Here is a 12,611-nt window from a genome sequence, read left to right as displayed (position 1 = left end):
TTAATGACAGAAAAATGTACGCAATATTACAGTTATATGACAGTGCATTAAACGATAAATAAAGTGTTTATTTATCATGTAATTGATACGAATTTAGGCCGTTTTTTTTCTCTTTTTATTCGCAAAAACTTTCATTTATCGCCTCAATCACGCCGTATTCATTGTTTATTTTTAAGCCAAAAATGACAGTTCACTACGAAGCAATTAAGAAAAAAGCCGGCATTTGCCGGCTTAGTGAGATTGATGCGGGTTCAGTTTCAGATTATTCAACCGTGACGGATTTTGCCAAGTTACGTGGCTGATCGACGTCAGTGCCTTTAATCAAGGCGACGTGATAAGACAATAACTGTAGTGGTACGGTGTAGAAGATAGGGGCAATGATCTCTTCAACATGCGGCAACTGAATGATTTTCATGCCTTCACTGTCGGCAAAACCAGCATCTTGATCGGCAAACACATACAGTAAGCCACCACGAGCGCGTACTTCCTCAATGTTAGATTTCAGTTTTTCTAACAATTCATTGTTTGGCGCAACGACGATGACCGGCATATCAGCATCAATCAGTGCCAACGGACCATGCTTCAGTTCACCAGCAGCGTAAGCTTCCGCATGAATATAAGAGATTTCTTTCAGCTTCAGCGCCCCTTCCATTGCAATCGGGTATTGATCGCCACGGCCAAGGAACAATGCATTGTGCTTATCAGAGAAACCTTCAGCCAATGCTTCAATGGTTTTATCCAAAGACAGCATCTGCTCTATACGTGCAGGTAATGCCTGTAACGCATGAACGATTTCATGTTCTAGGCTGTCATCAGCGCCTTTCAGCTTACCAATACGCCCCACCAGCATCAGTAAAACGGTCAACTGAGTGGTGAACGCTTTGGTGGACGCCACGCCAATTTCAGTACCGGCTTTAGTCATTAACGCTAAATCTGACTCACGTACCAATGAGGAACCAGCTACGTTACAAATCGCCAGCGAACCTAAATACCCCAATTCTTTGGATAAACGTAGCGCAGCCAAAGTATCCGCAGTTTCACCCGATTGAGATAAAGTAATCAGCAAGCTGTTAGGGCGCACAGCAGATTTGCGGTAACGGAATTCAGACGCAATTTCCACATCACAAGGCACACCAGCTAAAGATTCAAACCAGTAGCGGGAAACCATGCCTGAGTTGTAAGACGTCCCACAGGCAATGATTTGAATGTGCTGCACATTAGCCAGCAAAGCGTCGGCTTTTGGGCCAAGCTCAGACAAATCAATCGCGCCATGATTTAAGCGGCCTTCCAGCGTGTTTTTAATCGCCATTGGCTGCTCATAAATCTCTTTCTGCATGTAATGACGGTAAACACCTTTATCGCCAGCATCGTATTGCACTTGAGATTCAATTTCAGGGCGCTCGATGGCGTTACCCTGCTTATCAAAAATTTCAATGCTACGACGAGTGACTTCAACCACATCGCCTTCTTCAAGGAAGATAAAGCGACGGGTCACTGGCAGCAGAGCCAATTGGTCTGAGGCAATAAAGTTTTCACCCACGCCACAACCAATAACCAATGGGCTGCCTGAACGAGCAGCCACTAAACGACTTGGATCACGGCTATCCATTACCACAGTGCCATAAGCACCACGCAATTGCGGGATCACACGCTTAACCACTTCCAGCAATGAACCACCTTGTTGTAGCTCCCAATGCACGAGGTGAGCAATAACTTCAGTGTCAGTTTCAGAGCTGAAACGGTAACCACGACCAATCAATAACTCACGTAAAGGTTCGTGGTTTTCAATAATGCCGTTGTGAACAACGGAGATATAGTCAGAAACATGAGGGTGCGCATTCGCCTCTGATGGCTCACCATGAGTCGCCCAGCGGGTATGTGCAATCCCAGTACCACCGTGCAAATCCTGACTTTCAGCTGCGTCAGACAGTGCCTGAACTTTGCCCACCCGACGTAGGCGGGTCATGTTACCTTCGGCATCTACCACGGCTAAACCCGCAGAGTCGTAGCCACGGTATTCAAGACGACGTAAACCTTCGATCAGAATCTCAGCGATATCACGTTGCGCTACTGCGCCAACTATTCCACACATCTGTTTTATTCCTATGTAAGGTTCTTTTCGAACCTTGTCGATGTCAGTGACCTGATTGATCCGGATTTTCCGGGTTCCCCGAGCCTGTAGAGTTGGGGATTATTATGTTTTGTGCTGTATTCTCGGTTGAAATATTGAGTCCAAAAATACAGGGCAAAACATCCCTTCAAAGCATCATCAATCACCTTGAAGGGGCGTATTTTAATCGCTTATTTTTTCTTTACCGGCCGCTGCCAACCCTGCACGTGGACCTGCTTGATACGACTGAGCACTAACTCATCTTCAGCGATATCACGGGTCACGGTCGTACCTGCAGCAATAGTGGCGCCATCCGCTACCGTGACGGGAGCCACCAGTTGAGTATCGGAGCCAACAAAGACATTATCGCCAATAATTGTTTTAAACTTATTAGCTCCATCATAGTTGCAAGTTATAGTTCCTGCGCCAATATTTACGCCAGAACCAATTTCAGCATCGCCTAAATAGGAGAGGTGACCCGCCTTCGAGCCTTTGCCCAAGCGGGTTTTCTTGATTTCGACAAAGTTACCGACGTGCGCGCCTTCTGCTAACTCTGCGCCAGGACGCAAGCGAGCAAATGGGCCAACGGTACAAGCCGCATCCAAACGGGAATCTTCTACAACCGTGTAGGGACTGATTTCTGAATCATCGCCAATAACACAATTTTTCAGCACACATCCCGTACCGATACGTACGCGGTCACCTAAAATCACATGGCCTTCAATGATGACATTGGTATCGATAGTAATATCGCGCCCATGTGTTAATTCTCCGCGCAAATCAAAGCGGGCAGGATCCAGTAACATAACGCCGGCTAACAACAGTCTTTCTGCTTGCTCGGATTGAAATACTCGCTCAAGAGCCGCCAGTTGGAGGCGGTTATTGACCCCTTCCACCTCACTGAGGCGAGTAGGATGAACGGTCGCAATCTTCTTACCGTCAGCATGAGCTAGAGCGATAATATCCGTGATATAAAACTCGCCCTGTGCATTGTTGTTATCCAGCAGCGACAACCAACGTTTTAAATCACGCCCATTCGCGACCAGTATCCCAGTGTTGATTTCATTTATCTCGCGCTGCGCATCGCTGGCATCTTTATGCTCAACAATCCCCACCACATCACCCTGTTCGCGCACAATACGGCCATAACCACTTGGGTCATCCAGCTTCACTGTCAGCAAGCCAATCCCACCTTGCGGTTTAGCCGCCAGCAAACGTTGCAGGGTATCAACTGAGATCAAAGGCACGTCGCCGTAAAGCATCAGCACATCTTCATCGTCGGCAAAATGCGGCGCAGCTTGTTGCATCGCATGCCCTGTACCAAGCTGCTCTGCCTGTAAAACCCAATTCAAGGATGGATCAGTCAGCGTATTTTTCAGCAAATCGCCACCATGCCCATAAACTAAATGGACATTTTTCGCCCCCAACTTCATGGCGGCATCAATAACATGCTGAACCATCGGCTTGCCTGCCAATGGGTGTAACACCTTAGGAAGGTCGGAATACATACGAGTCCCCTTACCTGCGGCAAGGATGACTACACTCATTGAGCTGTTAGACATAAGCAACCTGATAACTCCAATTTAATAGACGGAAGTAAACCTGTTTGGCGAAATAATTACTACATATTTCTCAACGAAAAATGGGCCGAACCCGCATGGTTAAAGGGTTGTAGCGACTGACCCCGTAACGAAAAAATGTGCTAAAAAGTGTCTGCGATCAGCGACGTTTTCAGACCTATTTTAGTCAAAATACATTCACTTATTCAGGCTATTAACCACTTATTTTACGGGAAGAAACAAGAATTTTCAGAAAGAAACTGTTTTAGTTTAGCTTAGGATTTGTTAATCACAGCATAGGTAATGACGTGGAGATCATCATGCCATCGATTGGAGGATGAACAGCCGAGATGGCAGAGTAAAGATAAAAAAAATGCCAATCAGGTAACCTGACTGGCATTCTATTGTCATATCTATAATAATTTTATAATTCAATGCGTTATCAATTAGAATTCACTAACGAACCGCATGATATAAAATTACATCGCTTTCCTGGTCAACTCGATTACGCGTAATTTCGCAATCGCCTTCGCCAATTCAGCAGATGCCTGAGCATAGTCGACATCACCATGAGAGTTACTGATATGGGCTTCTGCTTTGCGCTTAGATTCTAGCGCCTTAGCTTCGTCCAAATCCTGCCCACGAATAGCAGTGTCAGCCAATACGATCACAACGCTCGGTTGCACCTCAAGGATGCCGCCAGAAAGATAAATAAACTCTTCCTCACCGAACTGCTTAACGATACGTATCATGCCAGGCTTAATGGCAGTGAGCAGTGGGGCATGACCAGGGAAAATTCCCAGTTCACCTTCACTACCCGTCACCTGAATTTTTTGTACCACACCAGAGAACATTTTCTTCTCTGCGCTCACAACATCCAGATGGTAAGTCATTGCAGCCATGTCACCCTCCAGTCAACAGCGTTACAGTTTCTTGGCTTTTTCCACTGCTTCTTCAATGGTGCCAACCATGTAGAACGCCTGCTCCGGCAAGTGGTCGTAGTCGCCGTTCATGATGCCTTTGAAACCACGAATGGTGTCTTTCAGCGAAACGAACTTGCCCGGTGAACCGGTAAAGACTTCTGCCACGAAGAACGGTTGAGACAGGAAGCGCTGAATTTTACGCGCACGGGATACAACCAGTTTGTCATCTTCTGACAACTCGTCCATACCCAAGATCGCGATGATATCTTTCAGCTCTTGGTAACGTTGCAGAATTGACTGCACGCCACGCGCTACATCGTAGTGCTCCTGACCAACAATCAGCGGATCGAGCTGACGGCTAGTAGAGTCAAGTGGGTCAACCGCTGGGTAAATACCCAAAGAGGCGATTTGACGACTCAGAACAACGGTTGCATCCAAGTGAGCAAAGGTGGTTGCTGGTGATGGGTCAGTCAAGTCATCCGCAGGTACGTAAACGGCCTGTACGGAAGTGATTGAACCCGTCTTAGTGGACGTAATACGCTCCTGCAACACACCCATCTCTTCTGCCAGCGTTGGCTGATAGCCTACCGCAGATGGCATACGACCCAGCAGTGCAGATACTTCTGTACCAGCCAAGGTATAACGATAGATGTTATCGATGAACAACAGTACGTCACGGCCTTCATCACGGAATTTCTCCGCCATGGTCAAGCCAGTCAGTGCAACGCGCAGACGGTTACCTGGTGGCTCATTCATCTGGCCATAAACCAAGGATACTTTGTCCAAAACGTTGGAGTCAGTCATCTCGTGGTAGAAGTCGTTACCCTCACGAGTACGTTCACCCACGCCGGCAAATACAGAGTAACCTGAGTGCTCAATCGCAATGTTACGAATCAGCTCCATCATGTTTACTGTTTTACCTACACCCGCACCACCGAACAGACCGACTTTACCGCCCTTAGCGAACGGACAAATCAGATCCATTACCTTGATGCCGGTTTCTAACAGATCTTGCGAGCTGGCAAGCTCTTCGTAAGAAGGCGCTTCACGGTGGATTGCCCAACGCTCTTCTTCACCGATTGGACCTTTCATGTCGATTGGGTCACCCAATACGTTCATGATACGGCCCAGTGTTGATTTGCCAACTGGCACTTCAATTGGGTGTTCCAGGTTGATGACTTTCAACCCACGGCTCAAACCATCGGACGAGCCCATTGCGATACAACGAACAACACCACCGCCCAGCTGTTGCTGAACTTCCAGCACTAGCTTTTCAGCCGTGCCTTCAACCTCAAGGGCGTTGTACACTTTTGGTACAGCGTCTTGGGGGAATTCGACGTCCACTACGGCGCCGATTACCTGGATAATCTTTCCAGTAGCCATCTTGAATCCTCTACGTAATACGTTTACCCCTCATATTTCAAACTGCTGTAGCATCGACTGCCACGCTACAATCTGACCTATTTAGGGTAATAACCTGGTTAAACCGCGGAGGCTCCCCCGACGATTTCGGTGAGTTCCTGAGTGATGCTGGCCTGACGAGCCTTGTTGTAAACCAACTGCAGCTCTTTGATCAGGCTACCGCCGTTATCGGTGGCGGCTTTCATCGCTACCATTCGCGCGGCCTGCTCGCTGGCCAGGTTTTCAACGACGCCCTGATAAACTTGCGATTCTACATAGCGGCGCAGGAGGGTATCCAGCAGCGCTTTAGGATCGGGTTCATACAGATAATCCCAGGATTTCTTTTTCAGCTCACCGTCTTCCGCTGGCGGAAGAGGTAGTAGCTGCATGATCCGTGGTTCCTGAGACATCGTATTGATAAACTTGTTATTAACGATATACAGTTTATCCAGACGACCTTCGTCATAGGCTTGCAACATCACTTTCACCGGCCCGATAAGTTCTGACAGAGAAGGGTTATCCCCCATGCCAGTGACTTGAGCGACGATCTTACCGCCCACGGAACCAAAGAAAGAGGCTGCTTTTGACCCGATCAGCGCTAAATCACATTCAACGCCTTTTTCAGACCAACCTTTCATCTCAGACAACAGTTTTTTGAACAGGTTAATGTTCAAACCACCGCATAAGCCACGGTCTGTAGAAACCACCAGATACCCAACACGCTTAACGTCGCGCTCTTCCAGGTACGGATGTTTATATTCCAGATTACCTAACGCGAGGTGACCAATCACACTACGCATAGTTTCTGCATAAGGACGGCTAGCCGCCATGCGTTCCTGCGATTTACGCATTTTGGAGGCGGCGACCATCTCCATGGCTTTGGTGATCTTTTGCGTGTTTTGCACGCTGGCGATCTTGGAACGTATCTCTTTTGCGCCGGCCATTTCTGCTTCTCCTCATTGCCAGACGGCCTGCTTTCCTAATGAAAAGCAGGGCCGCATAGCGTTACCAGGACTGGGTTGCCTTAAATGTATCAAGGATGCCTTTCAGCTTGGCCTCGATCTCATCGTTATACGCGCCAGTTTGGTTGATTTGTTGCAGAAGCTCGGCATGCTCACGGTCAGCAAATGCCAACAGCGCAGCTTCAAAGCTACCTACCTTCGCCAACTCGATATCACCCAGATAACCACGTTCAGCCGCGAACAGAACCAGAGACTGCTGCGCGACAGACATTGGCGCATACTGTTTCTGTTTCAGAAGCTCGGTCACTTTCTGACCATGGCTCAGCTGTTTACGTGTTGCATCATCCAAATCGGATGCGAACTGGGAGAACGCAGCAAGTTCACGATACTGTGCCAGAGCGGTACGAATACCACCGGACAGTTTTTTCATGATCTTGGTTTGCGCTGCACCACCCACACGGGATACGGAGATACCTGGGTTAACCGCAGGACGAATACCGGCGTTAAACAAGCTAGATTCCAAGAAGATCTGACCATCGGTAATCGAAATTACGTTGGTCGGAACGAACGCGGAAACGTCCCCTGCTTGAGTTTCAATGATTGGCAGAGCGGTCAAAGAACCGGTTTTACCTTTCACTTCACCCTTGGTAAAGGCTTCAACGTATTCAGCGTTAACACGCGCAGCACGTTCCAGCAAACGGGAGTGGAGATAGAATACGTCGCCAGGATAAGCTTCACGACCTGGTGGACGACGAAGCAGCAAGGAGATTTGACGATATGCAACAGCCTGTTTAGACAGGTCGTCATAAATAATCAGAGCGTCTTCACCACGATCACGGAAGTATTCACCCATGGCACAACCGGAATACGGTGCCAAGTATTGTAATGCTGCTGATTCAGAAGCCGTCGCAACAACCACAATGGTGTTAGCCAATGCGCCATGCTCTTCCAGTTTACGTACTACGTTGGAAACTGTAGAGGCTTTCTGACCGATAGCAACATACACACACTTGATGCCGGAATCGCGCTGATTGATGATCGCATCAATCGCCAGTGCAGTTTTACCTGTCTGACGGTCACCGATGATCAATTCACGCTGACCACGACCAATTGGGATCATGGCATCGACTGACTTATAGCCAGTCTGGACAGGCTCATCAACGGACTGACGTTCGATAACGCCAGGTGCGATAGCTTCAACAGCTGAGAAGCCGTCGTTTTCTACCGGACCTTTACCATCAACAGGTTCACCCAGAGTATTGACGACGCGACCCAACAAGCCACGACCGACTGGAACTTCTAGGATACGGCCAGTACATTTAACCTTCATGCCTTCGGCAAGATCGGCGTACGGACCCATAACGACTGCACCAACGGAGTCACGCTCCAAGTTCAGTGCGATTGCATAACGGTTGCCTGGCAGTGCGATCATCTCGCCCTGCATAACGTCGGCCAGACCGTGTACGCGGATGATCCCGTCACTGACGGAAACAATAGTACCTTCATTGTGAGCTTCGCTCACTACATTGAACTGAGCAATGCGCTGCTTGATCAGTTCGCTGATTTCGGTGGAATTCAGTTGCATATGCTCCAGTCCCCTTAAGACTGCAAGACGTCCGCCAGGCGTTCTAGACGACCGCGAACGCTGCCATCTATCACCATATCGCCTGCACGTATTACTACGCCGGCCATTACAGACTTATCAATTTTGCAATTCAGCTTAACTTTGCGTGACAGACGTTTTTCCATCGCAGCGGCAATTTTAGCCAGCTGTTCGTCATTCAGTGGGCTCGCTGAGCTCACTTCAACGTCGACGGTTGACTCCAGCGAGGCACGCAGTTGAATAAACTGCTGCAACACCTCAGGAAGAACCAGTAAACGGCCATTCTCCGCCATAACTCGAATGAAGTTCTGTGCGGGTTCATCGAGCTGATCACCACAAACTGCAATAAACGTCTTAGACATTGTTTCTGGTGCTACCGCACCGGAAAGCAATTCAGCGATTTGTTCATTGCGAGTCACTTGGGCAGTAAACGCTAGCATATTCTGCCAACGATCCACCGCTTGGTGCTCAACAGCAAAGTCAAAAGCTGCTTTGGCGTAGGGGCGAGCTACAGTTACAAATTCAGACATCAGCCCCTCCCTCCTTACAGTTCAGCGACCAGTTTATCAACGATGTCGCTGTTAGCAGCTTCATCCACGGAACGTTCGATGATCTTCTCGGCGCCAGCTATAGCCAACATCGCGACTTGCTTACGCAACTCTTCACGAGCGCGCTTACGTTCGGCGTCGATCTCTGCCTGCGCTTGCGCCACGATTTTGTTACGTTCCTGTTCAGCTTCTGCTTTAGCTTCATCAAGGATCTGAGCTTTGCGTTTACTTGCCTGCTCAATGATCACCTGTGCTTCTGCTTTCGCTTTCTTCAGTTGGTCGGTCGCATTGGCTTGCGCTAAGTCCAAATCTTTTTTGGCACGCTCTGCAGAAGAGAGACCGTCAGCAATTTCTTTTTGACGCTTCTCAATGGCAGCCATGATCGGCGGCCATATGTACTTCATACAAAACAGGACAAACAGGACAAACGCGATGGCCTGGCCGAGGATTGTTGCGTTAAGATTCACAGCACAATGCCTCTTTCAAAGTTAATAGTTTGGTGTAGTTTCACAGTAGAGAAAACTCTACTTACGCGACAGCAAACATCACGTACAGGCCCAGACCAACAGCGATCATTGGGATGGCGTCAACCAGACCCATGACGATAAAGAACTGTGTACGCAGCAGAGGAATCAGGTCAGGCTGACGTGCAGCGCCTTCCAAAAATTTACCACCCAGGATGCCGATACCGATCGCAGCACCGATTGCCGCTAAACCCATCATTATAGCGGCAGCCATGTACAGCAGATCCATATTCAGGTTTTCCATGACAGTCTCCAGTTTATTTCAGTTAAAACGCAGTAGTGTTATAAGAAAATCAGTGCTCTTCGGATGCCATCGATAGATAGACAATCGTCAGAACCATGAAGATAAAGGCTTGTAACGTAATGATCAGTATGTGGAAGATAGCCCAAGGTAAACTGAGCATCCACTGTGACCACCACGGCAACAGGCCAGCAATCAGGATGAAGATCAACTCACCCGCATACATGTTGCCGAACAGTCGCAGACCGAGTGAAACCGGTTTGGACAGCAGGCTGACACCTTCCAGAATTAAGTTAACTGGAATGAATATCGGGTGATTGAACGGCTGCATCGTTAATTCTTTTACGAAGCCGCCTACACCTTTCATTTTAATGCTATAGAACAGGATCAGGATGAATACACCCAATGCCATGGACAAGGTAATACTCACATCAGCCGTAGGTACCACACGCAGTGCCGGTAACCCAAAGACACGTTCGCCGATGAGAGGCAATAAATCGATTGGCAGTAAGTCCATCATGTTCATCAATAAAACCCAAACAAACACGGTCAGGGCTAATGGTGCGATGACTTTACTTTTGCCGTGGTACATATCCCGAACGCTGTTATCGACAAACCCGATAATAAGCTCAACTGCTGTCTGCAATTTACCCGGCACGCCACTGGTGGCACCCGCTGCAACTTTGCGGAAAATAAGCAGAAAAACTAACCCCAGCACGACAGAGAAGAACAAAGAGTCAATGTTCAACGTCCAGAACGTTGCAGGGCCAGGTGAGTGGGGATTGACCAACTCAAAGGTACGCAGGTCCAACTGAAGGTTATTCAGGTGGTGTCCTATGTAATCCCTTGGAGTAGAGATTTCTCCTGATGCAGACATGATGCCTCTTACCCTTTTGTAGTTAAATGCGATAACCGCTAAATACGATAACTGTTAAGTACGGTAGCCGCTTATCACGGCCGGTGCCAATATCTGCACAATTAGCACCGCTAAATAGGTTAAGCCTAGTGGCACAAATGCTGCTTTAAGCAACCCTAACGCCACAATCAGCAAAATTATCGTCACGATAACTTTTAACCCTTCACCAATGGCGAACGACCATGCAACACGACCCGGAGCTGCTGTTTTTGCCTGATGACGACTAGCAAACAACATAAATACGGCATTAGGTAACCATGCTGCCAGCCCACCTGCCAGAGCAGATACACTCCATTCCAGGCTTTTCAAGCCAAAAGCAGCACTGAGAACAACAAAAGTCATTAACTGCAACAACAGTAACTTTCGTGCGATTTTCCCACTGTACAGGGACACAGGCATGACGTTTGTTCTCTCTGAACCACACTTAGGGTGTACTGAGTGGGGTATAAAACTGCTTTTTACCCCATTGAGTCAAGCAGCAAAAAACGTGCAAATTATACGGGCCACTCAAACGAATTCAATCGATAAGTAACGAAAAGGTGAACAATTATTCAATTTTTTTACTTTTAGGCTTTTTTCACAAGATTGCTCTCGGAATATAACCCCATTTAAATTGTCCTATGATTCCAACTATTATCAATAAAGCGTGTATTGGATCACAAAAATTAAAACTAATTAATTTATAGCTCATAACGACCCGCTTTGTCTTTAACGAAAAGAGCGAATAAAAACTTCTATAAATCATAATGTTAAATTAAAACCATTATCAAACAATTTGTCTACTTAGTAAAAACGTCCCATTGACATTTCAGATAAGATTCATGCAACAGTTCAGATACATAAAAAACATCATATTCTCAGAAAAATAATGACCAAAGTTATTATTCACCCGATTCCGATATAGTTAAGACAGATGCCACCGTTGGTTTTGTAAACAAAAAGTAAAATATAATCATTTAGAAGCAGAGTAAAAGAATAAATACTCATCAAACGAAAAAACAATAAGTCAGGTAAAGCGACAGTCGTTAGCGAAAAATTTATTACTTTTTGTTGATAAATAGCAAAGTTAGTTTGACTTAAGAATGACCAAATGACGTTCACCATCTAACTCAGGCACCTGCAAACGAACAACAGACTCAAGAATGATACCTTCAGGCAAGGTCAACAATTCATCGTCTGGCCTAACGCCTTTAAGTGCATAAAAACGCCCTTCAGGCTTGCCAGGTAAGTGATGACACCAAGACAACATATCTTGTAGCGATGCGAATGCGCGGCTTATCACACCGTCAAATGGCGGCTCTGCTGCGAAGTCTTCAACCCGACTTTGCACTGGTTCGATATTGCTTAAACCCAGTTCATGCTGTACTTGTCGTAAAAAACGTACACGCTTACCCAAGCTATCAAGCAATGTAAAGTGAGCATTAGGACGCACAATGGCTAGAGGGATCCCTGGAAGCCCAGGTCCCGTCCCTACATCGATAAAACGCTGACCTTGTAGGTACGGATTAACCACAATACTGTCCAAAATATGCCGGACCAGCATCTGCATCGGATCACGAACAGAAGTCAGATTATAAGCTTTGTTCCACTTATGCAGCAGTTCGACATAGCCTATCAGCTGTAATTTTTGCTGATCGGGTAACTCAATACCTGCCGAGTTGAGTAGTGAATCTAATTTTTTTAACACAACAATATCCCCTGACAAAACGTTCAGTCAGCATCTAATGGGCCAATACGGAAATGATAATCGAGCTTGGTGAAGGTTTGTATCGTTCGTTTTAGCTTATAAGGCAAAAAACAATCTGGCTGTACTGATTATTATCT

Annotated in this window: 12 protein-coding genes; all 12 read right to left on the bottom strand. The window is 47.0% G+C overall.

From position 1 onward, the window contains the following. Positions 1-262: 262 nt before the first annotated feature. Positions 263-2,092 (bottom strand): glutamine--fructose-6-phosphate transaminase (isomerizing), encoded by a 1,830-nt coding sequence (glmS, locus tag DA391_RS23005; protein WP_050083547.1) that lies wholly within the window; start codon positions 2,090-2,092, stop codon positions 263-265. 209 nt (positions 2,093-2,301) lie between these two features. Further along, positions 2,302-3,672 carry a bifunctional UDP-N-acetylglucosamine diphosphorylase/glucosamine-1-phosphate N-acetyltransferase GlmU gene (gene glmU, locus DA391_RS23000; protein WP_108088227.1) on the bottom strand — a complete coding sequence of 457 codons (1,371 nt, stop codon included), beginning with the start codon at positions 3,670-3,672 and terminating at the stop codon, positions 2,302-2,304. 476 nt (positions 3,673-4,148) lie between these two features. Beyond that, entirely contained in the window at positions 4,149-4,571 is a 423-nt protein-coding gene (locus tag DA391_RS22995) for a F0F1 ATP synthase subunit epsilon (RefSeq protein WP_019212631.1), read from the bottom strand. A 21-nt stretch (positions 4,572-4,592) separates the two neighbouring features. Further along, on the bottom strand, positions 4,593-5,975 hold the full coding sequence (atpD, locus tag DA391_RS22990; RefSeq protein WP_019212630.1) for a F0F1 ATP synthase subunit beta: 1,383 nt from the start codon (positions 5,973-5,975) through the stop codon (positions 4,593-4,595). A gap of 98 nt (positions 5,976-6,073) precedes the next feature. Beyond that, entirely contained in the window at positions 6,074-6,937 is an 864-nt protein-coding gene (atpG, locus tag DA391_RS22985) for a F0F1 ATP synthase subunit gamma (protein WP_019212629.1), read from the bottom strand. 61 nt (positions 6,938-6,998) lie between these two features. Further along, positions 6,999-8,540 (bottom strand): F0F1 ATP synthase subunit alpha, encoded by a 1,542-nt coding sequence (gene atpA / locus DA391_RS22980; RefSeq protein ID WP_019212628.1) that lies wholly within the window; start codon positions 8,538-8,540, stop codon positions 6,999-7,001. A 14-nt stretch (positions 8,541-8,554) separates the two neighbouring features. Continuing rightward, positions 8,555-9,088, bottom strand: coding sequence for a F0F1 ATP synthase subunit delta (gene atpH / locus DA391_RS22975; RefSeq protein ID WP_049610308.1), 534 nt, complete (start codon positions 9,086-9,088; stop codon positions 8,555-8,557). Between the two features lie 14 nt (positions 9,089-9,102). Then, complete coding sequence (gene atpF, locus DA391_RS22970) at positions 9,103-9,573, bottom strand: F0F1 ATP synthase subunit B (RefSeq protein ID WP_004393038.1); 471 nt, start codon at positions 9,571-9,573, stop codon at positions 9,103-9,105. A gap of 61 nt (positions 9,574-9,634) precedes the next feature. Further along, a complete protein-coding gene (gene atpE / locus DA391_RS22965; RefSeq protein WP_004393045.1) occupies positions 9,635-9,874 on the bottom strand; it encodes a F0F1 ATP synthase subunit C in 240 nt (79 codons plus the stop codon). Positions 9,875-9,923: 49 nt separating this feature from the next. Beyond that, positions 9,924-10,748 (bottom strand): F0F1 ATP synthase subunit A, encoded by an 825-nt coding sequence (atpB, locus tag DA391_RS22960; RefSeq protein ID WP_050083542.1) that lies wholly within the window; start codon positions 10,746-10,748, stop codon positions 9,924-9,926. Positions 10,749-10,802: 54 nt separating this feature from the next. Next, a complete protein-coding gene (gene atpI / locus DA391_RS22955; protein WP_050083541.1) occupies positions 10,803-11,186 on the bottom strand; it encodes a F0F1 ATP synthase subunit I in 384 nt (127 codons plus the stop codon). Positions 11,187-11,853: 667 nt separating this feature from the next. After that, on the bottom strand, positions 11,854-12,474 hold the full coding sequence (gene rsmG / locus DA391_RS22950) for a 16S rRNA (guanine(527)-N(7))-methyltransferase RsmG (protein WP_050083539.1): 621 nt from the start codon (positions 12,472-12,474) through the stop codon (positions 11,854-11,856). Positions 12,475-12,611: the final 137 nt, after the last annotated feature.

It is taken from the genome of Yersinia massiliensis, from assembly GCF_003048255.1.
Classification (GTDB): domain Bacteria; phylum Pseudomonadota; class Gammaproteobacteria; order Enterobacterales; family Enterobacteriaceae; genus Yersinia; species Yersinia massiliensis_A.
This window is presented reverse-complemented; position numbering and strand designations above follow the sequence as displayed.